21 protein-coding genes are annotated in these 21,732 nt (G+C 49.5%); 3 read left to right on the top strand and 18 right to left on the bottom strand.

Annotation, left to right across the window (positions count from 1 at the left end; genetic code table 11):
• Positions 1 to 22: 22 nt before the first annotated feature.
• From B1728_RS19640 to adh, 5 genes are all read right to left on the bottom strand, one after another.
• A complete protein-coding gene (locus B1728_RS19640; RefSeq protein ID WP_079912093.1) occupies positions 23 to 1,528 on the bottom strand; it encodes a DUF2357 domain-containing protein in 1,506 nt (501 codons plus the stop codon).
• Complete coding sequence (locus B1728_RS19635) at positions 1,503 to 3,755, bottom strand: McrB family protein (RefSeq protein ID WP_079912092.1); 2,253 nt, start codon at positions 3,753 to 3,755, stop codon at positions 1,503 to 1,505. The genes B1728_RS19640 and B1728_RS19635 overlap by 26 nt, the downstream gene beginning before the upstream one ends.
• Positions 3,756 to 3,877: 122 nt before the next feature.
• Positions 3,878 to 4,834, bottom strand: a complete 957-nt coding sequence (locus tag B1728_RS19630; protein ID WP_079912091.1) for a 3'-5' exoribonuclease YhaM family protein — start codon at positions 4,832 to 4,834, stop codon at positions 3,878 to 3,880.
• A gap of 240 nt (positions 4,835 to 5,074) precedes the next feature.
• On the bottom strand, positions 5,075 to 5,440 hold the full coding sequence (locus B1728_RS19625; RefSeq protein ID WP_079912090.1) for a DUF779 domain-containing protein: 366 nt from the start codon (positions 5,438 to 5,440) through the stop codon (positions 5,075 to 5,077).
• A gap of 11 nt (positions 5,441 to 5,451) precedes the next feature.
• A complete protein-coding gene (adh, locus tag B1728_RS19620) occupies positions 5,452 to 6,972 on the bottom strand; it encodes an aldehyde dehydrogenase (protein WP_079912089.1) in 1,521 nt (506 codons plus the stop codon).
• 232 nt (positions 6,973 to 7,204) lie between these two features.
• Between adh and B1728_RS19615 the strand changes: the two genes are divergently transcribed.
• Positions 7,205 to 8,965 (top strand): sigma-54-dependent Fis family transcriptional regulator, encoded by a 1,761-nt coding sequence (locus tag B1728_RS19615; RefSeq protein WP_306293539.1) that lies wholly within the window; start codon positions 7,205 to 7,207, stop codon positions 8,963 to 8,965.
• Positions 8,966 to 9,091: 126 nt separating this feature from the next.
• Here the strand turns inward: B1728_RS19615 and B1728_RS19610 are convergent, their stop codons facing one another.
• The 6 genes from B1728_RS19610 to B1728_RS19585 form a co-directional block, all read right to left on the bottom strand.
• Positions 9,092 to 9,379: a hypothetical protein gene (locus B1728_RS19610; RefSeq protein WP_079912088.1), complete on the bottom strand. Its 288-nt coding sequence runs from the start codon at positions 9,377 to 9,379 to the stop codon at positions 9,092 to 9,094.
• Positions 9,380 to 9,579: 200 nt separating this feature from the next.
• Entirely contained in the window at positions 9,580 to 9,786 is a 207-nt protein-coding gene (locus tag B1728_RS19605) for a hypothetical protein (RefSeq protein ID WP_079912087.1), read from the bottom strand.
• A gap of 332 nt (positions 9,787 to 10,118) precedes the next feature.
• A complete protein-coding gene (locus B1728_RS19600) occupies positions 10,119 to 11,093 on the bottom strand; it encodes a helix-turn-helix transcriptional regulator (protein WP_079912086.1) in 975 nt (324 codons plus the stop codon).
• Positions 11,090 to 11,494 (bottom strand): DUF6508 domain-containing protein, encoded by a 405-nt coding sequence (locus tag B1728_RS19595; protein ID WP_079912085.1) that lies wholly within the window; start codon positions 11,492 to 11,494, stop codon positions 11,090 to 11,092. Before B1728_RS19595 ends, B1728_RS19600 begins: the two co-directional genes overlap by 4 nt.
• A 52-nt stretch (positions 11,495 to 11,546) precedes the next feature.
• The gene (locus B1728_RS19590; RefSeq protein WP_079912084.1) at positions 11,547 to 12,983 is read right to left on the bottom strand and encodes a stalk domain-containing protein; all 1,437 of its coding nucleotides are present in this window, start codon (positions 12,981 to 12,983) and stop codon (positions 11,547 to 11,549) included.
• 117 nt (positions 12,984 to 13,100) lie between these two features.
• The gene (locus tag B1728_RS19585) at positions 13,101 to 13,478 is read right to left on the bottom strand and encodes a winged helix-turn-helix transcriptional regulator (RefSeq protein WP_079912083.1); all 378 of its coding nucleotides are present in this window, start codon (positions 13,476 to 13,478) and stop codon (positions 13,101 to 13,103) included.
• A gap of 248 nt (positions 13,479 to 13,726) precedes the next feature.
• On the opposite strand from B1728_RS19585, the gene B1728_RS19580 reads away from it, so the two are divergent.
• On the top strand, positions 13,727 to 14,269 hold the full coding sequence (locus B1728_RS19580) for an NAD(P)H-dependent oxidoreductase (RefSeq protein ID WP_079912082.1): 543 nt from the start codon (positions 13,727 to 13,729) through the stop codon (positions 14,267 to 14,269).
• 101 nt (positions 14,270 to 14,370) lie between these two features.
• A complete protein-coding gene (locus B1728_RS19575; RefSeq protein WP_079912081.1) occupies positions 14,371 to 14,676 on the top strand; it encodes a hypothetical protein in 306 nt (101 codons plus the stop codon).
• Positions 14,677 to 14,740: 64 nt separating this feature from the next.
• Here B1728_RS19575 and B1728_RS19570 read toward each other — a convergent pair whose 3' ends face one another.
• From B1728_RS19570 to B1728_RS19540, 7 genes are all read right to left on the bottom strand, one after another.
• On the bottom strand, positions 14,741 to 16,147 hold the full coding sequence (locus B1728_RS19570) for a PAS domain-containing sensor histidine kinase (RefSeq protein WP_079912080.1): 1,407 nt from the start codon (positions 16,145 to 16,147) through the stop codon (positions 14,741 to 14,743).
• Positions 16,148 to 16,266: 119 nt separating this feature from the next.
• A complete protein-coding gene (locus B1728_RS19565) occupies positions 16,267 to 16,965 on the bottom strand; it encodes a Na-translocating system protein MpsC family protein (protein WP_079912079.1) in 699 nt (232 codons plus the stop codon).
• A 139-nt stretch (positions 16,966 to 17,104) separates the two neighbouring features.
• Positions 17,105 to 17,809 (bottom strand): Na-translocating system protein MpsC family protein, encoded by a 705-nt coding sequence (locus B1728_RS19560; protein ID WP_079912078.1) that lies wholly within the window; start codon positions 17,807 to 17,809, stop codon positions 17,105 to 17,107.
• A gap of 289 nt (positions 17,810 to 18,098) precedes the next feature.
• On the bottom strand, positions 18,099 to 18,791 hold the full coding sequence (locus tag B1728_RS37250) for a CD3324 family protein (RefSeq protein WP_306293538.1): 693 nt from the start codon (positions 18,789 to 18,791) through the stop codon (positions 18,099 to 18,101).
• Between the two features lie 11 nt (positions 18,792 to 18,802).
• Entirely contained in the window at positions 18,803 to 19,507 is a 705-nt protein-coding gene (locus B1728_RS19550; RefSeq protein ID WP_079912077.1) for a hypothetical protein, read from the bottom strand.
• A 183-nt stretch (positions 19,508 to 19,690) separates the two neighbouring features.
• The gene (locus B1728_RS19545; protein ID WP_256865426.1) at positions 19,691 to 20,623 is read right to left on the bottom strand and encodes a C40 family peptidase; all 933 of its coding nucleotides are present in this window, start codon (positions 20,621 to 20,623) and stop codon (positions 19,691 to 19,693) included.
• Positions 20,620 to 21,723, bottom strand: a complete 1,104-nt coding sequence (locus B1728_RS19540) for a dipeptide epimerase (RefSeq protein ID WP_079912076.1) — start codon at positions 21,721 to 21,723, stop codon at positions 20,620 to 20,622. Before B1728_RS19540 ends, B1728_RS19545 begins: the two co-directional genes overlap by 4 nt.
• Between the last annotated feature and the right edge of the window lie 9 nt (positions 21,724 to 21,732).

Below are 21,732 nucleotides of genomic sequence, written 5' to 3'. Positions count from 1 at the left end.
ACAGCGCAAAAAAGCCACCCCTTTATACAAGAGTTGGCATCCATGCATCGTGTAGGATCCGGTCCAAGCAGGCATGGATTTCTCCCTTGGACCCGCCCGGATTCATGGAGTAGGCGCCCATCTTATGCTTCATCCGATACTCGTCCCCAAAGAACCGAACGTTGTCCGTCCCCGACGCCGGAGTGATAATGTACACCTCTTCAACGGCGGGAGCGCCGTCGCATTGTCTCACGATTCCGTCCCGGTATTTGTGCATCTCTCCGAGCGCCATAGACAGATTATGATCCAGCCGGTATTTGGGATCAAAAATATACAAGGATTCATTCAGCTCCAGCACGATATCCGGCTTCATCCCGTGCGTGTAGGTACCGAACTTCTCCGTTTTGCGTGTGAACCACCGCTGATAAGCGATAGACCCGCCCTGGATCAGCTTCACGCGATGCTCCTTTTTCTCCGACAAGGTCAGAACCAGGCCCTCCCGATCCATTGCAAAAAGAGATGATGCATCCATAACGAGCCCTTGTTCCCTCAGTCTGCCGACCAGCTGCATAAATACCCAGATTTCATACAAATGATACGTGTCCTTCAGCGGGATGGAGCTCTTTAAACCAAGCTTGATGTCATCGAAGTGGTTCAGCTCCTGAAACCATTGAAACCAGCCCCGATAGATCGGATGCTTCCGAAACCCTTGGGAGATCGTTATCGTTCCCTTATAAGCGGCAACCTGCTTTAGGAAGCCGGACTGCAGCCAACGGGTTACGATGTCGCGATAACGGTTCGCCTTGGCCGCAATCTTATCCAGGCCAGAATCCGCATATCGCCCTAGCAGGAACAGCAGCTCCCGAAGCTGCCGGCTGACGACGCGATTCTCATACACGTCGCAGGATTCTTCCCTCATTCCTGCCAATATCATAGAGGGCACAGGAAGCTCTGGCGTGGCCCCATGGCCGGGATGCCGCTCCGCCCAAGCGATCATGGCAGGCGTCACATGCTTGACCTTGTCCCGCTGCATCCATTGATCCCTAACCTTCAATACCCTCATCGGGCTAGCCTGAATTTCACGGAATAAGTAAGTCAGCCGATGAAAGGAGCGCTCCACATAATCCCATTGGGGAATGGAGACCGAACGGTCCACTCCACTATATTGGAACGACAGCGCAGCGCCATCATGCTGAAAGCATACCTTGGCCTCCTGCAAAATGTCGGTGATCATCCGCTGGTACTCCGCCTCCGTCAATTTGCGGGAATCGGAGTACAGGTATGAGGAGATCTCACGGACGCCATCCCGGTGGATATGAAACGTTATTTGCCCGGATTGGAAGGGCATGGCGAGTTCCCCCTCCCATCCGTCCTCCGATCTCATCATCGGCTGCGGAATCCCGTTCAAGAGCAAACGAAACGGAGCCGGATTCGCCGTACGCCAGCGGTAGGTCTTGGCTTCTTCAAGCCGTATATCGCCGATTTCGACCCATTCAAGCTGATCGGGGCACCACAAGAACAGGTCATCTCCAGAATTGGGCTGATCCATACCGATCCAGCTCCCCCTTCATCCGCTTGACATGACGAAGCGATTCCGAAGCCTCACCCAGCTTGGCTGTCATCCAATCGATCAGCTGCTGAAGAAGGGGCGCGATCCGCTCATCCCCGCGAATTTTGGGCAGTACCTTCTCGGAAGCCGCACGATCTACGGCCTCCACCGGCTCCATGCGGATTCCCGCTTCCAATTGCGCGTTCACGTACAGCTTGCGGAGCATCTCATTCATCGTCCGGTAGCCAAAATGAAGCTCATAGGGGCGAAGCATGCCGTGAAGCTCCTGCAATAGCTCCCACTCCTGGGAGAGAGCCGCTTTGTATTTGGGATTCGCCTCTTTCCAGAAGCTGTCCAAATCCACATCCGACAGCGTCATGACAAAGGCACGGTCCAGCACCTTGTCCGAAATGCTGTGCGTGGTTTCGTCCACGTTGATCGTCCCGATCAAATACAGATGGTTGGGAATATGCAGCGTCTGCGGAACGTCGGTAATATGCTCCTCCGTATGCAGCTGAATCGGCTGCTTCGATTCGACGGCGCTTAAATAGTCGCTCAAATAATATTCCACACGGGCCAGATTCATCTCGTCAAGAGCGATGAACATCGGCTTGCCCTCATGAATCGCCTGAAGCAGGGCATTCAGGAACGGCGTCCGCACGTACCGCTTCTCCAGTGCACTGTAATAACCGAATAAAGCAGTCGAGTCGGTCCAATCCGGCCTTACAGGGATAACCTTCACATATGGATTAAGATGGTCCCGCGGCTGGCCGTATACCGCATTGGCATAGAGCAAGCAGAGCTGGGTTTTTCCTGTCCCGGAAATGCCGTTCAAGATAACGAAGTGTTTATCTTCGAGGCTGACCAGGTTCAAGTGGAAATCCCGGATGATTGACGGGGCATAGGTCAATTCGCTCTCCCCGATATTCGCCATGATGACGGACAGATCGAAGTTATGCTCGTAGCCGTCCTCTATCTCCTCCGCAAGATTCTCCGCGGCCGGTTCCTCTGCCGGCTGCATTCCCGCCGAATCGGCCCTTGGCAAAGTTATCATTTGAGAGCTGTCGGCGAATAGAAGCGCAGCGGCTACAAGCGTCTTTTTCAATTGCTCGACAGGCTCCTTAAACTGCTCCAAATGACTGTCGTATGTCCCTACATAAAAGGCATTGTCCCTGACCTGAAAGCCATGGGCCGCCAATGCTTCAAAGGCTTTGAGCTGGTACTCCCGGTTAATATCCTTACCGTCCTGCTTATGGTACCTGAAGCTTTTTGTGATATACCATTCGTACACCGTCTCCGTCGATAGCTGACGCAGATTGGTATAAATATGGCCGTAGCTGTTGATGAAAATACCGAGAACCTCATAGGGCTCCCTAAGATATTGATCCAGCATGCCGTCCGCCACAAGCTGCCCCTTCTCATAAACGCCGAACTTTTGACGGCGGTTGTTCGACTTGTAATCGTAAGCCTCCTCGAACTTGATGTCGTACGTTTTCCCGTACAAGGTTAACGGAATATCCTCGTGATGGGCGTTCAGCCGACTCAATACTTTCATGGAGCGTGCATGCTGCTCCGCTTCAGTCCGGATATATTCCCGGAGGGGCTGGAGCTTAGTCCAAGCCGACCATATCGACTCCAGCAGCCCGGCTTCCGTCGTGATATCAGGAAAAGGAATAAAGATGCCGACATGGAACCAAGGCCGTTTCTTATCTTCAGCCGCCTTTTGCAGGTAGGGGATCCATTCGTCTTTAGCAAGAAACGGACCATCCGCCGCCTGAATGCGAATATCGGAATCCAGCTTGTCGAGCAGATCGCGGAAGCTCTTCTCATTGGATTGACTGCGTACCGCTACCCAAAAAGGATAAAAGCTGCTCGGCATAATGATCTTACATTGCTTTTCCAGGCCGTTAAATTCCAGCCGGAGCACGCCGAACTCCGTTTGAAACAAGCTTTTGTCGATCAGCTCGATAAACGCCCTTTTCCCTATATCGCTGTCCTGCTTCTTCGGGGCATATTTCGGATTGCGTGCATCGTGCATGGTCGTCCGCAGCGTCATTTCATAGGTATGTACTTGGTAATCGTGCAGCTCTGGGGCAACTCCCCCATATTCCGCTTTAAAGGCATTCATCAGCTGCAGCAATACGGGCTGCACTTCGTCATGCACACGCTCGCAGCGCTCGGAGGTTTCGGGAATCGCGAGCAGCTCCTCGATTTTTTGGATATTCATGTTGGCCACCACCGTTGTAACATTGTAGTCTGATCGCTTCAATCATCTCATCAGCTGCTTCTATTAAAGCAAAGCCGTCCGTCAGCAGGATGTCATGGAATATATGTTCGCATCCAATTTTTTTACAGCTTCGTCCGGTAAATCGGCTTGTTCTCCAGACCGCGGATCATCGGAGTCCATTCCTCGGTCTCCGGGGTCGCGTCGAGCGCATCCTCCACCATCTGCAGCTTCGCATCCAGCGCGTCGATATGATGCAGCGCTACCGCTTCCGCCGTTTGCGGCTGTACCGGGCTTCCCCACTCGCCAAGATTATGATGCGACAAAACCAGATGCTGCAAGGCCAGCACCCGCTCGGACTGCAGATCGATGCCGCTTAGGATGGCCGCCTCCGTAATCCAGCTTGAGGCCATTGAGATATGGCCGATTAGCTTGCCCGGAATACTGTAATCCGATACGATGCCCAGCTGGGCGATCATTTCCTCCGGCTTGGCGATATCATGCAGAATGATGCCTGCCTTAATGAGATCCGAATTCAAGAAAGGTCTTTGCTTGCATAAGAAATCGCCGATCTCGAGCATGCGCACCATATGATAAGCCAATCCGGCGCAGTAAGCATGGTGATGGGACTTGGCCGCCGGGTAATGCATCAATTTCTCTTCCACCTTGGCAACGCAAAATGCGGTAATCGTCCGAATCTCCTCATCCTCGATCGTGCCGAGAACCTGCTTGACCGTATAAACGAGATCGACAGGACGAATCGGCGCAGAGCGGATAAAGTCGGTTAACGACACCCCGTCACTCTCCGTCGCTTTTCGGATACGAATGATTTTGGCTTGCAGCTTCTCGCGGTAGGTCTGGACGACGCCCTGTACCTTTACAAGCCCCATAGGGAAAAAGGTTTCCTTATCCGTCGGGGTCACATCCCAAAATTTGGCGGGAAGCTGGCCGCTTGCATCACTTAGAACAATATCGAAATAATCTTTGGCAGGCGTCCCGTTGGTCTGCTTGACCTCCAGCTCCTTAAGCAGGTAAAAGCCGACGAATTCATCCTGATTGGTTAATTGTTTTATTAATGTCATTTCAGTTCCTCCACAAATCTATGTCCAGCTGTTCATTGAACGCTCCTGTTGAACACCAAGCGACGGAATTCCGGCAGCTTTCTGCCGGTCCGTCTATGGATATTGGATTTGGCTGCAGAGCGGCCTTCCATATTCTCTATATAATTCGACACGCGCGGACAATTCCCTACACGGCGGCGGCATTCCATGAAAAAAGCCCTCTTTCAACGGTACAAGACCGGAAAAAGGGCTTCGTATTTCCTATAGATTCAAACTGCGGCGCTCGTCTTCCGTAAACACGCGGGATCGGGTCAAAAAACGCCTTCCCTCCGGATTTTCCAAAGAGAACATGCCTCCCCTGCCGGGAACGACATCAATAATAAGCTGGGTGTATCTCCAATATTCATATTGCGCCTTGCTCATGTAGAACGGGGCTCCTCCGATCTCTCCCAGCCATACGTCCTGTTCTCCGATGATGAAATCTCCCTGCGGGTAGCACATAGGCGAGCTGCCGTCACAGCAGCCTCCCGATTGGTGGAACATGACGGGTCCGTGCTTGGCTTTCAGGAGCTCGATCAATTCCAGCGCGGCTTCGGTGGCAAGAACCTTCCTGACGTCCTCCGTCATCACCGCACCTCTTAGAAGAAGCCCAATGCATCCGGGCTGTAGCTGACGAGCAGGTTTTTCGTTTGCTGATAATGCGAGAGCATCATCTTGTGGTTTTCACGGCCGATCCCCGAGGTCTTGTAACCGCCGAAGGCCGCATGCGCAGGATAGGCATGGTAGCAGTTCGTCCATACGCGTCCTGCCTCAATCTGGCGCCCCATCCGATAAGCTACGTTCATATCGCGTGTCCATAGCCCCGCTCCCAAGCCATACAGTGTATCGTTGGCAATGGTCAGCGCTTCCTCCTGATCCTTGAAGGTGGTTACGGAGACGACCGGTCCGAAAATTTCCTCCTGGAAGATCCTCATCTTGTTATGGCCTTTGAGGACGGTCGGCTGGATATAGTAGCCCTCTGCAAGCTCACCCTCCAATGCTGCACGGCCTCCCCCGATCAGACACTCTGCACCTTCCTGCTTGCCGATGCTGATGTAGCTCATAATTTTCTCGACCTGCTCCGTGGAGGCCTGAGCTCCGATCATGGTTTCCGTGTCGAGCGGATTGCCCTGCTTGATGGCGGCAACGCGTTTCAGCGCCCTCTCCATGAAAGCGTCATAGATCGATTCTTGAATTAAAGCGCGGGACGGGCACGTACACACTTCCCCTTGGTTCAAGGCGAACAGTACGAAGCCTTCGATCGCTTTATTGAAGAATGCGTCGTCCTTGGCCATAATGTCTTCGAAGAACAGGTTCGGCGATTTGCCTCCCAGCTCCAATGTAATCGGAATAAGGTTCTGGGAAGCATACTGCATAATGAGACGGCCAGTGGTCGTTTCCCCGGTAAAAGCGATCTTGGCAATGCGGCTGCTGGACGCGAGCGGCTTGCCGGCTTCAAGACCGAAGCCATTGACGATATTGACCACGCCCGGAGGCAGCAAATCCTGAATCAGCTCGGTCAGCACCAGAATGGAGGCAGGAGTCTGCTCAGCCGGCTTCAGCACCACGCAGTTCCCTGCAGCCAATGCAGGAGCCAGCTTCCAGGTCGCCATCAGCAGCGGGAAGTTCCACGGGATAATTTGCCCGACGACCCCCAGCGGCTCATGGAAATGGTATGCCACCATATCGTTGTCGATTTGGCTCAAGGCCCCTTCTTGGGCGCGAATGCACCCGGCAAAATAGCGGAAGTGGTCGACGGCAAGAGGCAGGTCGGCAGCCAATGTCTCGCGAACCGGCTTCCCGTTATCCCAAGTCTCGGCTACCGCCAGCAGTTCCAAATTCGCTTCTATACGATCAGCAATTTTATTAAGGATAAGTGCCCGTTCGGCTGCCGAGGTGCGTCCCCAGCTTTCCTTGGCCGCATGAGCGGCATCCAGCGCCAGTTCGATATCTTCCGCCGTCGAGCGGGGAATTTCGCAGAAGGGACGGTTGTTCACCGGTGAAACGTTTTCAAAATATTGCCCTTGCACAGGCGCAACCCACTCGCCGCCTATAAAGTTTTCGTAACGCTTCTTGAATGTCACCTTCGAATCGTTGTGTCCCGGTTGTGCATAGATCATTGTGAACATCCTCCTTCAATTTGGTTTCACTAATTATATAAGCAAGAATCGTGCCAAACCGTTCAGGCCTGCTGCAGAGGCCTTTCGGAAGAATGCCCGGCCGCTTGTTGTTCTATGCTGGTACAGTCGGGCTGTTTCATTTTGATACAACCTTTTTTCGCAAATAGAAACCGCTGAATCTTTTATGGTATCATGAAGATAGAAGCCCGTACGAACGATGGAGGTGTTCACTTTGTCATCTCTGGAAGTAACCGACCTGTCTCAAATGATGGAGAATTCTTGGAAGCGCTGTCAGAGTTATGGATTGAAGCCGTCCGATCCTGTGTATGACGACATTATAACCGGGAACCGAATAAGGGAGCTCACACGGCAGCATGAGCAGCTAATCCGGCATACGGAGCAGATTTTTGCCAAAATGAATCGTCTTATCAAGCAGTCGGGACAAATGGCACTTCTGATCGACGCCCAAGGGACTATTCTTCACTCTGTCGGCGACCCTGATTTCTCGAACCGCGCAGAGCGGGTACAGCTTCAGGTAGGGGCCAACTGGGAGGAGCGCCGCAAAGGGACGAATGCCATCGGGCTGGCTCTGACGGAGCATAAGGCCGTCCGCGTCCATGCCGGGGAGCACTATTATACGTCCAACCGTTTCCTGACCTGCGCATCGTCCCCCGTCTTCAATTCCTCCGGACAGCTCATCGGAGTCATTAACATCAGCGGTAAAAAAGAAAGCTACCACGACTATACATTGACTTTGGCTTGTATGGCGGCTGATTCCTTGCAAAACAAGCTGATTTGGGAGGAAACCCGCGACGAGCATCTTATTACGCTAAAAGAGCTTGACTACACGGCACAAAACGTACCGATGCCGCTATTGTCCCTCGACCGGGACAACCGGATCGTCCGCGCTAATCAAGCCGCGCTGCGCATTGTCGGCCGCGACGCCTTGGGCAAGGAATTCAAAGGAGCCGCGGGCTTCGCTATTGAAACGATCCACGGGGACCGCCACAAGATATGGCGTTCTGTCGCCATTCAGCGGAAAGCTCCTGGCGAGCCACGATGGTATGAATTCCAGGACATTATCGGGACTTGTCCGAAGCTGCTCCAGACGAAGGAGATCGCCAGGAAGGCCGCCCTTACCGACTATCCGGTGCTCCTGCTGGGTGAAAGCGGGACCGGCAAGGAATTGTTCGCTCAATCCATTCACACGGCCAGCCCTCGCAGCGCCCAGCCCTTCATCGCCGTTAATTGCAGCGCCATCCCGGACAGCCTTATCGAGAGCGAGCTGTTTGGCTACGAGCGCGGAGCCTTTACCGGGGCTAATAGAGAAGGCAGCATAGGAAAGTTCGAAGCCGCCCATAAAGGAACGATTTTTCTGGATGAAATCGGAGATATGTCTCTTCGGGCGCAGGCTGCACTGCTGCGGGTGCTGCAGGAAAGCACCATCACACCGGTCGGCGGCACGAAGAGCAGGCGCGTCGATATCCGGATCGTGGCGGCCACCCACCGCAGCTTGGCTGAAGAAGTGAAGGCGGGACGCTTTCGGGCGGATTTGTATTATCGCCTTAAGGGCATTCAAATCACCCTGCCTTCTCTGCGGGAGCGAAGCGATATCGTGCCACTTGCCGCCCATTTGCTGCACAACCTCGGTCACCCCGCTTCAAGCCTTACCGAGCAGGCTCAGCTTAAGCTTCGGCATTATTCTTGGCCGGGCAATATTCGCGAGCTTAACAGCGCTTTGCTCCAGGCCAGCTTTCTTGCGGAAGGAGCCCCTATCGATGCCTGGCATCTCCAGCTCGGTGAGGATGCAGCCCGCCCGGATGCATCGGGCCGTTCAGATGAAGTCCCGTCCCTGAAGGAAGCGGAGATGGAAGCCATCAAGAGAGCGCTTCGGCAAACGGGCGGCAACTTGAGCAAAGCAGCCTCTCTATTGCAGATCGGACGGACGACCTTGTACAGGAAAATACAGGAGTACGATTTGACTCCCTTTTAAATAAGCATGCCAAACAGCCCGCAGGGCAGGCTTCGTAACGAAGTCGCTTTTGCGGGCTGTTTTATCGTATTTCCGGGAAAGGCTTTCCCTTATGGGCTTGTTTCCCTTTTATCCTGTGCATAAGGTCTACTCGACGATTAGCGCAGCCCACAGGAAGAAAAACGTTAACCCCAACGGACATACAATGCCAATGGCAACGGCTATCCAAAATCCGCGTTCTTTCAGCAAGCCCAGTGCTTTGCTTAGTAGATTCGGTCTGGGGCTCTCCTCGGCATTGTACGCCAAATCCTCCAAACAGGCTTTGAGAAAGCTCTCCGCGAACTCCTCATCCTTCTCCTGCAGCCTGCTCCATAATTCCGAATGCAGCTGCTTGATATCATGCTGCTTGCCGCTTTCTTTTAAAGGAGTTGTCATACCGAACCCATCCCTGTTTGCGAAGCCGCCAGGCCTGACACTGCCCCATCCGCTGAATCATAACGTCGCATTCTCATCCAACCTCCGCCCTTATTTTGGCTATTATGTCATCTAATTGATAGACGCAAGAATGGAAACTATAGTTTCAACGTTTGGGAATTTAATCCAGTTGCAACAAAGCGTAGACCCTCAGGCCGGCTTTATTCATCCTCTTCTTTCTTTCGACCCTCTTTCTCCTTGTGATCCGCCGGCTCCTTTTTCTTCGAATCCTTACTATCCTTCGTATCCTTATTATCCTGCCTGGCAAGCCCAGCCTGCCTCCTATTCTCTTTTTCAAACGGCTCCAGAATTCCCAGCTGTTCTGCAATCCGGCGCACATCTACCGTTATAACCTTACAGATTGTCATTCTGCTCCCCCCTGATAACTCCTTATTTATCTTTTCCACCCTTATACCTTACCTGAGCAGGCGGACAACAGCTTGTCAGAGAATGGATGTTCGTGACTCCGTCTCGCTGATCCGGAATCGCCCTCTGGTTGGACTGCATGGAGCATGACCCAAAGCTTGTGCAGGGTTAAGCGCCATTTGTTGATAATGCATCCAAAAAATCCATCTCCTTCTATGTCATGTGTTTTCCTGAAGGATTTATTACAACAGATGGCGGTTACAACCATATAACCGGCTGAAGCTACAGCAGCTTCTCCGGCGAATCTGCCGAAATCCCCGCATAAAAAAAGGAGTCACGCATGTGACTCCCTACACTCATACAGCTTCTGCCATGCAGCGAGCTGCTCCTTCATCATTTCGCGGTACGATACAGGCTCCAGGATTTCGGCCGCCGGTCCGTATTGATAAATCCAATTGAGGAACTCCCGGTCATCGTTGATCGTCACCTCGAACAGCAGGCTTCCGTCCGGAAGGTCCGTCATTTTAGGCCGGACAAACAGCTCCTCCTCCTTTATGTAACGGGCAATACTGGGGTAGAACTTGGCCTTGAAACGAATTTGCTTGTCTCCGCGCTCGATGGACCATGTATTTTTCAGATACGATTTGACATTAAAGCTGCCCTTGTCAAAAGAGTCGGATAAAACCGACACCTCCTTGAAGCGGCTGATTCGGAACGTACGGATCGCTCCCGCAAGGTGGCAATACCCGATCAAGTAGAAGCGATGGTCCCTCGGAACCAGGTAATACGGATCGATCTTTCTTTCCGATTGAGCATTCCGGCTTTGCGTATGATAGACCGCATGAATCGTTTTTTGGTCCAGCGATGCCTGAAGAATTTTAAATAGAAAGTTGGAGCTGTCCTCCCGGTAAGCCGGGGTCCCCATCTGAATCACTTCGGTAATCTGCTGAATGATCTCGGCATGGTTTGATTTTTGCTTGTTATAGGTCGCCATTACCTTCTCATAAGCGGAATCAAAGCCCGGAGGCAGCAACGGCTTGACTTGATCGATCACCGTAGGAAGCATCGAGAACACCAACGCCTCCTGCTCGGTCCAGTTCATCGGATAGATTGCGAAATTGCCCATGAAGGTATACCCTTTGCCGTAGCCCTCCTGGGTCAGCGGAGTGATCAGATTCAACAGCTGCAGATCTCTGTAGATGGTGCGCTCCGTCGTTTCACATTTGAACGCAAGCTCCTTGGCGGTGATCCCCGGCTTGCCCTGAATGGCTATAATGATGCGAATTAATCGAATTAATCGTTCGGTCATGGCTGTTCTGCTGTAAAGCTCCTTTCATCCTTGTCCAACAAGCTTGATAGTTGCTCCAACAATGCAATAATTACGCCGCGATCTATCATAGAGGCATAGAATCCTCCATTATAACGGTCTGCCCTAACTATTGTGGTAAAGAGCTTTCTGATGACTAACATATCGGCGGTTCGGATCCGTTCTATGTGATCGAAGTAAGAGTTAGCCTCGGCCTGCCAGCTCATCCAATCAAATTGCAGCAGCATTTGGGTTTCACTAATGGTTTTTACGAAATCAAGGACCGTCTGATCGTACAGGAACGGGTCCCATGATCCATTGTCCGATAGGGCGTACTTGCTGCTATTCGACTTAAAGTAGGGCAGGAAATGAAGCAATGCCTTGTATGGTTGATGATCCTGCATCTCGACCTCCGTATCACTCATTTGATTAATCAAGCCGGGGTTCCTGACCTGTCTACTTACCCTCATCGAACGTCACATTTGCTCTGTAAAGCGAAGCATCCCACTGCACCTGCGCACCCAAAGCCTCAGCTACAAAACGAAGCGGCACATACATCCGGCCGTTCACAATCTGCGGTACCGTTTCCAGGGTGACGGCCTGCCCGTTCACCTCTGCCCAGTCATTACCTAGCTTGAGATCGACCTTCACCTTCCCCCGTTCTATATGCAGGCTGGAATCGTCAGAGTTCCACGTATATTCCGCATTCATCCGATTCAGCAGCACGCGAAAAGGTACCATCGTGATGCCGTTCTCGATATAACCGGTCTTATTCTGGGCCAAATGGCCATTCATGCTAAGTTGCACGAGCGGCTTGTCCGCCTGCTGCACAAGCAGTACATTACTGAGCAGCCGTCCCGGCTTGCGCAGTACCTTGCCTTGATAGTAAAGAGCCGAGCTCGCTCCACCGTCCAAATTGATGGCATCCGTCATGCCGGCTTGAACCAAGACGTTCGCCATCTGCTCGATCGTGCTGTACGAGACGGTTCCGAACACCAATTGGCCGTCTTCATCGACCCCTGCAAAGCTCCGAACATTCGCTTGCGACGTTACCAGCGGGTCGTTAAACCGGTCCCGTTCAAAATCAATATCGATTTGGCCGCCCGTCAGCAGCTTCGGCCCGGCTCCTATCGCCATCTGGTATTGCTCCAAAGGCAGCGTTTGCTTCGTGTCTAGATTGGTCACCGTCTGGCTCATGCTGAACTTGTCTCCGGGCTTCACCTGCTTGGAAACCTGCTCCAGGCTGTAGTCCGTGGATAGCAGCAGCACTTTGCCGCCTGATGGGATTCGTACCGCTTCCTCCGAAATGGACGCTATCTTCTGATCCTGTCCGATAACGATTTTAATGCCCGGCTCATCCGCCACATCCCCGTAATCTTTGGTAAACACCCACGCGCTTCGAGCCTGATCTCCATGATACATGTCGACTCCGTTAAGACGGGCTCCCAGTCGGCCTGCCTGGACATTGCTGCCAATAGCCAATCTTTGCACAGAAGCCTCTTTATTCGTCGATACTGTAATGGAGGTTTCCTTATCCCCGCCGTAGAACAGATCGTTGTTGTTCATCACAATGCCATATGGCGTCCGGTACTCTATATCCTCCGTAAAAGCATCAAAAAAAGTTCCGTTAATGCCCGCTACCGCGTCATTGTCCGACATGATGTCCGCAAAATCCTGTACAGTCCCGACCTCATGATTGGCGGCCGCCGCCTTTACCTGTATTGTGGGATCCTTAAGGTCGATCCGGATTAGATCCAAGGTATAGCTGCTGCCGTTGTAGCTGATTTTTCTCTGCTCATGATGTATGCCCTGCTCTTCTGCATGAACTATCCCTGCCCCGCTAGCGAATAAGAGCGCAAAGCCTAACGTCATTTGGGCTAACCCTTTTTTCATGTCTGTTCCTCCACCGAAGCTTTGTACACTTTATCTTGTTTATCCACTTTTTAGTACATTCGCTATCGGTCGTGAAAATCCTGTAGAAATTTGTAAAATTGTGCAATTCCTTCGTTCTTAATCCGTATAACGTTTAGTCTCTTCTTGGGTGTCATTGGCAGCGTTCATAAATTCGATATGATGAAACCCCCATCCGCACATGTCGGTCAAAATAGAACTTAGTGTTCTTCCATGGTCGGACAGCGAATACTCGACCTTCGGGGGGATCGTCTGAAACACTTGCCGAACGATGAGCCCGTCTTTCTCCAATTCACGGAGCTGATTGGTAAGCATCCCTTGTGTAACCTCGGGGAGTAAACGTCTCAATTCACCGAATCGTCTAGTTCCTTCCTTCATCAAAATAAATAAGATCAGCGGCTTCCATTTTCCACCTATAGCATGCAAAGTGGTCACTATTCCCTGTGTTCGATACGATTGATATGTATCCGCGTCCATGAGCTCAACTCCTTGTTGCACTAATTCCGAATCTCTTCCCCTGACTTTACCAGAGTATCCCGAATTCTATAAGTACTATTTTTTTGCGTACGTAGTACGGTGAACCGTACTATCCCCTAGCGATCAACACGTTATCGTACGTTTTTCCAGACTAAGTATGAATAAAAAGCGTACTTTTCAAAAATTTCATTCGACTCAATAATGAGGGTGTAACCAAACTAACTAGTACAGCCCAGGAGGTTTATGAAATGAACATTATGGTCATCGTCGCCCACCCCAATTTGGAGACATCACGTGCAAACCGGGCATTCCTGCTTGAAATTAGTAAACATACAAACGTTGAGGTTCGAAACCTCTATCAGGAGTATCCGAATTGGAATATTGACGCAGAGAAGGAACAGCAGCTGCTCTTAGCCTATGACCGGATTGTTTTACAATTTCCATTTTACTGGTACAGCTGCCCGCCTCTATTAAAAAAATGGTTTGATGATGTATTAACGTTTGGCTGGGCCTATGGACCGGGAGGTGATTATTTAAAGGGCAAAGAATTTATGATTGCCACAACAACGGGGGGGACGGAAAATTGCTACCGGGCGGGTGGAGATAATTGGTTCACGATCAGTGAATTTTTAAGGCCAATCCAGAGGACGATTACCAAATGCAATGGGAGTTACCTTCCTGCTTTTGTAACCTATGCTGCCGCCTCCCAGGATAACGATACCTATCTCTCTCAAGAAGCTAAAAGATATGCCGAATATATCCAAGCTCCTTCCCGCTTGCTTGTTCATTAATCCGGTTTATTAACGAGCCTTATTTATCGCATAGGTCGTTAGTACAAGCATTATTCTTCATTGGTTCATAAGATATCCTAAACGATTTAGGGAGGAATCTTATGGCCGCCACAGTCGAACAAGTTTTGCTTCAAATTGCCAGATTATCCGCGAAGTTAGCAAACTCCGTGCAATTCAGAAAGAAATTTGAAGATATCATTGGCGACACACAAACAAGCACTAGTAAAAGAGTCCTGCAAATGAGGGCGTTGTTAAGATCGGCGGGTTTCAGATCACCAACCCGGGTACGAATTTTTAATGATTTGGGAGAAACACCGAGGGTAATCATCTCTTATGATGCAATAGACGTTAAATTACAAACAAGCGTAACCCTTTCCTTTACTTTCCAGTTAAATCCGGGACCATAATGAAGATAACCAAGGACACCAATAAGGTGTCCTTGGTTTGTTGAGAAGCCCACTTTTGCAGGAACTATGCGTTATATTGGGATGGGTATGCCTCAGAGTATATAGGCAAACCTATATGAATGGTCGTTCCTTGGCCTTCGCTGCTTGATATTTTCAAAGTTCCGTTATGGGAATGAATGATCTGCTGTGTGGCCATCATGCCGAGACCTGTCCCGTTTTCTTTGGTTGAATAAAAGGGGGAGCCGATTTGGGAAATATGCTCCTCTGGAATCCCCTTGCCTTGGTCTTTGATTTGTATCATAATCAAATCCGGGTTTGGCCTGGATGCCATAATATCGATCTTCCCGCCGTCGGGCATGGCTTCCATTGCGTTTTTAATAACATTAATAAAAACCTGTTTCAGTTGGGCCGCCACACATTGGACGGCAGGCAGCTCCTCCAGGTGGAACGTTCTTATTTCCACATTGTGAATTAAAGCCTGCGAGCCCATGAGCAGAATGACATCCTGAATGATTTGGCTGATCTGCTCGCTTTTGAACTCCTGGGCCTGCGGCTTGGCCAAATAAAGCAATTCGCTGGTAATCAGCTCTATTCTTTTCAGCTCATCCTTCATAATCCTAAAATAATGTTCGCTAACTCCAGGCAAGGTTTGTTCGATGAGTTGGACAAAGCCTTTCAGCGAGGTCAGCGGATTCCTGATTTCATGCGCAATCGATGCCGCGAGCTGTCCGACTGCCGTCAGTTTTTCAGCTTGCAGCAGCATCGTCTTGTTGTTATTTTCCTGGGTTATATCCTTGGCGACCCCATATACTCCCACGGTTTCATTGTTGACTATGATCGGCATGTTGGTTACTTTCATATCGATAATAGCTCCGTTTTTGTGGTACGCTCTAGTTTCATAATATTGTGTGATGCCTTTGGCTGCTTTCAAAAAATACATCTTGGTTTTATCCAGCTCTTCCGCCGGGATCAATGGAACAAACGACATGCCCAAAAGCTCATCCGCGCTGTATCCTAACATTCGCTCCATGGCCGGGTTCACACGAAGATAGTTTCCTTCCAAATCAAATGCAAAAACAGCATCAGGGTTATATGTAAAAAGCGACTCAAAATGCTGCTCCTTTTGTAAGGAAATCCCCTTCCTCCGTGTAATGTCTTGAAAGTAAACCGAAAGACCGCTGGAGGATGGATAGGCCCTTACATCGAGCCAGGCTGCTAAAGGAGGATAGTACGCTTCAAATTCCACCCTTCGCTGTTCATACATGGCTTTCTGGTATTGTGCAAAGAACGTTAAATGAAACGCATCCGGGAATTCATTCCATATAGTTTTACCAATAAGATCATCCGCCTTGCGAAACAACATTCTTGCCGCCTCTTCGTTGATGTAAGTAAATTCCCAGGCGTTATTGACTGCAAAGAAGGCATCCGTGATTCGATCTAGAATCTCATTCTGTTCGTGAGAATCGACCATATTATCTCCTCATTTCGCGAAAAGTGCCAGAGCAATCAAAAAAAGCCTAAATAAGAGCTGCAATCGCAACTTTTATCTAGGCTGATGTCCAGCGTTCTCTCTGGTTCATTACCGCCAAATTATTGACCCGGATTTAAGATGAACACAATGACGCTTTTATCCAGATGAAAATCCCAGTCAACAAATACATCCATAACCTTCGCATTTAAAAATCCCTGGAAACGGCCATCGTTATGCAGATGCCTTTTTTCCAGATTTCGCTTAGCCAGCTTTAAGCTTTCCTCATGTCCAATTCGAATCATTTCTTTTTCAATACTAATCAGGATCCCATTGCGAATCACCAGAAGGGTTCTTTCATTGATCATGCACGAATACAATTCGTCCGGCTGCTTCTGCACCTCATGACTGATTGTATTAATTTCCCGATGAAGCTCCTCTTTCCCTGTATACCCTGCTTCTAAAGAGGCTTGTCCGTGATCATCCCAGGCTTCGATACCGACCATCACGCCCGATTGGTTATGAAGCCCCCAGTCATAATAAAATTCCCGAATATTCATGCCACCCAGCAGCAGCAGATAGGCCTTGATTTCAGGAATGATGGATTTCATTAGTAAGGCTCTCGTCGTTTGAATCGATTGGATCTGATCCTGCTGAAGAAGGATCATCTCTGTCGGTGATAAGAAGTTTCTTAAATACAGAACAACAAAAGGGCGATTGATGCTGACAAATATCGATTGAGGGCCTTTCCCGAAAGCCTCTCTTAGCAATCTGCCGACGTAACTCGCTATTTCGGTTAAAGCCTGTTTATCCAAGATCATTCATCCTCTATTTAGGCAAAAGCATTATTTCTTTCACCCCAGATTCATTGTAATTACTTATTTGGAATAAAACAACAGAAACTTCATTTATTATTCACTTCTGGCTGCATTCTATCCATGATTAGAGCGAATTGGATTGTTATTCCTGAAATGGTCTTAAGATAAACACGATAACGCTCTTATCCAGATGAAAGTCCCAGTCAGCAAATACATCCACAATCCGGCAATTTAAAATTTTTTGAAACTGATTGTTATTGAACAAATGACTTTTTTCAAGATTTCGCTCTGCCAACTTTAAGCTTTCTTCAAAGCCAAGCCGAATCAGCTCTTTGCCAATGCTAATCAGAATCCCCGTTCTGATAACCAGAAGTGTCCTTTCATTAATCAAATATGACTGGGTTTCATCCGGTTTTTTTTGGATCTGATGGCTGATTCTATCGATTTCCTGATGCAGCTCCTCTTTCCCTGCATACCATTCCTGCGGACTGAAATCCTGCTGGCTGTCTTCGGATTCTATTCCGACAAGTATGCCCGAATGGTTATGCAATCCCCAGTCATAGTAAAATTCCCGAATGTTCATTCCAGTCAGCAGCAGCAAATAGGCTTTAATCTCCGGGATCAACGACCTCATCACTAAGTCTCTAGTATGCTGAACGGAATAAACCTCATCTTGCTGAAGAAGAATCTTCTCCGTTGGCGATAAAAATTTCCTTAAATATATGATAATAAACGGACGACTGATACTGACAAAAATCGACTGCGGCCCTTTTCCAAAGGCTTCTCGCAGCAATCTTCCGATGTGGCTCGCAATTTCGTTTTGAGTTTGCTTTTCATTTTTATCCAAAAAACCCATCCTCAGTTTAGGTAAAGCTAGTCTTTTACCCTCAATTATTTAATAGGAACTAGAAGCAAAAAAGCCTAAATAAAAGTTGTCATGAACAACTCTTATTTAGGCTTATGTCCAGCGCTATCTCTGGTTCATTAATGCCGAATTAGTGGTTAGGTGTAGTAAATCTGGTAAAGGCGAAAGCTTTATTTCTTTTGCCCTAGGGATTATTTTAATAATTTTTTATCATTTAAACAAGACCCATTTATTATTGTTAATAAAAGCAGGCTGACTTGGACCCGGTCTGTTAGCCTTTATCAACAAAAAATAATACGGTTCCATAGTATTTCATAAACCGTTTATAATCGGCGTTCCCTTTCAATACAATGATCGTCGGATAAGCGTTGACTTTGTGTTGTTTTAACGTGCCCAGCAACTCTTGCTGTACGATACAATAAAACTTGCCTGCCTCATATTGAATAAGAAGCGGCGGGAGGGCGGCTGTATCCTCTTCAATGCCATGTTCTTCCTCCAGCTCTGCTCCATCATACTGAACGAGACGAAGCGGGAGCTTCACGACGCCAAAATACAAATGATCTTCCTTGATGAAATCATGTAGAAGGGGAGCAGCTTTGTGGGTAAGCAGCAGATAGCATTGAATCCATTCCTCGATCATCCCGATACTGGCATATTGTACCGCTGATCCAATAGTCGGACAATAGGTTAAGTTTCTATCATTTTTCTTCGAATAGATGATTTTCTTGATAGAATCCAAGGATAAAAAGTACTCATCCGCAAGCTCCGAAACCGTCATTCCATTAGCATATTTATTGCGAATCATCAGGTTGCGCCGCTGCAGCTTCTCCCGGTAACCGGACGTTTCGCCCCAGGCTCTTTTTTCCTCTCCGGAAGGAATATATAGAAGCTTACCTGCCGCGTATTTCTGAACTTCTCTCAACAGCTCCTCTGGTAATACATCGCAGGCATTCTCGTATTTCATAGCATCACCATCTATAAGGCGTATAGCCGATCTTTCAGTTCACGGATGGATTTCATTATGGACCCGCACGATTCTGTGTCATCGATCGAAGCATGCCAGCGCAAGGTGTCGATCCCTTTATAGTAGGCCATACATAAGAATCTTTCTTTGAAATCGGGTATGTTGATGCCCATGTTCTCGCAATACTGGACCAACAATTCCGGTATTCGCAAGTAAGGCTTATTTAAGTCCATTATGGCAAAATCCAGGAGGAAATCACAAATACCGGATCGGCTCCAGTCAGGGAAACCGACCATCGTCCTGCCATCTGTAATCATATTCACGAAAAACGTATTGTTGTAAACCAAATAACGCTTCCCTTCACAATAATCAATTCTATCTTCCATTTCCTTGAAGTATTGCTCGAAGAATTCTCGCTCCAGAACCGTCGTTTCGAACATTTCTCTCCAGTTATACCAGTAGCCTTCTCTATCCTCTGCGAAGGTATCGATCAGGAATTCTCTGCAGGTCCCATATTCTGTTGTGCATTCATCGTTAAACTCACCATAGCCCTCTACACCCGTTATATCCGATGCACTAATGTCTAAAATCTTGTCAAAAAACAATTCGTGGCACTCTGCAAACTGCTTGGGATTTAATTGGTTTGCCTCAAACCCATTCGGTGTCATACTCACCTTTTCAGACAGCATCGCTCTAATGATATGATCCTTCCCCATTCTTGAAGCCCCTTTCCTTATCACATCGTCCCGCTGCGCAGCAGGTATAAGAGCATCATATCATTGGGGATGTCTGGAATATAGGTCATGAATGGTTTAAAACAATATTACATAAATCGAAATTTAGGCGAGATGCCTAAAAAGAACCCGAAGCTTCGCTTCAGGCTCTTCTCATAGTCCGTACTATTCCCAATAACGCCTGGACATGCAGTGCTCTTTGATCAGCTTATAGCTGCTCAGCTCGACCACTTCTATACTTTTTATCGTCTCGGGAGAATGAATCATTCGTCCGCCGCCTGCATAGATTCCGACATGATGAACGGCTCCCTTGCCTTCCTCGTAAGCGAAAAACAGCAAGTCTCCCGGCTCCAACCGGTCCTTCTCAATAGAGGTACCGTAATGAACCTGATCGGAGGCGTCCCTCGGAATCGATATTCCCGCATAGCGGTGCATCGAGTGAGCGAACCCGGAGCAGTCATAGCCAAAGGCTGACATGCCGCCCCATAAATAAGGCAAATCCAAGAACTGCATCGCCCTATCCAAAATGAACTGCCCGACATGGCCCGAGCCTGGTTTAGGGCTTAGGAATCCGTTGATCAAGCGTACTTCTTCCGCTTTTACATACCCGATGCCTTCCGCCCCCGGAATATGTACCTTAATCCAAGGATCGGCAGCTTCAAGTACAGGGAGCGACGACAAGAAGCTTAATTCAATGAGCGGCTCAGCCGGAGTCAGGTAGAGCCAGGCGGTATTGGTGATAACCTCCGCTCTCTTGCTGCTCGCCAGCTCAGTAGATTCGGACACTAATTGGCAGCGGGGAATCCATCCAGGATACCCCCCCGCCTCCTTGCGGGTCCCCTGCTGGGGAATAAGCACTTTCACCCAGTCCCCTTGCTCCTCGACAGCTAATACGGACGTGCCGTATACAGCTTGGGTTTGGATCCGGTTGCTGCTGTATAAATCCAGACGGTCCTCCAACGCCATATTCTCTAACCATGATCTTATAGCTGCAGGCTGCTGTAAGGCAGGCGCATCCAGTGAACGCGAGGATTGAGGATTCGTCCACACCGTGGCAACGGAGACCGCGACAACCATCCGCTCCATGCTCATGCTCATGATCCCACCCCTACGCTTTGCGTATAGGCTACATTACGTATGCCAAGACCCGCTTCGTTAGGGAATGTCATCCTTCTGCCGTCATACTGAACGCCGCCATCTACAATATCGTTCTGCATCATAAGCGGGGAGTCGAAATCGAATCGGGTAATATTTTTTTTGCTTGCCGCCAAATGCGCCGCAGCGGTAACGGCCACGCGGGATTCAATCATGCTGCCGACCATGCACTCTACGCCGAATTCCTCGGCGATTTGGTTAATGAGCTGAGCTTTATAGATGCCGCCGGATTTCATCAGCTTAATATTGATCATATCGGCAGCACGGCGCTTCAGCACTTCAAATGCCTGCGCAGGGGAAAACACGCTCTCATCCGCCATCACCGGCGTTTCCACCGCATCGGTAACCGCCTTGAGCCCTTCGATATCATGCGCCTTGACAGGCTGCTCCACCAGCTCAATATCCAGCCCCATGTCCTCCATACGGCGGATGGAACGGACGGCATCCTTCACCTGCCAGCCCTGATTCGCGTCAATACGGATGCGGATACCGCTGCCGACGCAGCTGCGGATTTCCTTGATCCGCTCGATATCCTGCTGAATATCATCCTTGCCTACTTTAATCTTCAGCACATTGAAGCCTTCCTTCACATAGCGGACGGCATCCTCCCCCATCTCCTTGGGCGAGTTGACGCTAACGGTGAAATCCGTCTCCAGCTGATCCTTATAGCCTCCAAGAAACTGGTACAAAGGAAGGCCGCAGTACTGCGCGACCAAATCATATACGGCCATATCGACGGCCGCTTTGGCGCTGCTGCTGCCGACCATGGACTGATGGATCGTCTGCAATATTTGCTCGTACGCAAGCAAGCTGCGGCCAATCAAAAGCGGAGTAAACGTATGGGCGATAGCGGAATGGATGCTGTCCAAGCTGTCTCCCGTAATGACGATAGTCGCGGGTGCCTCTCCCCATCCGGTTCTGCCGTCATCGGTCTGAATCCGCACAAGAATCGATTCTGCGTTATATACCGTGCGCAGGGCGGTCTTGAATGGCTTTTTCAGCGGAGTTGACTGCCTCATCACTTCAATGCTTTTTATGTTCATAAACGCTGC

Origin of the sequence: Paenibacillus sp. 32352 (assembly GCF_002042965.1) — a bacterium.
In the GTDB taxonomy this organism is placed as follows: Bacteria; Bacillota; Bacilli; order Paenibacillales; family NBRC-103111; genus Paenibacillus_S; species Paenibacillus_S vulneris.
This window is presented reverse-complemented; position numbering and strand designations above follow the sequence as displayed.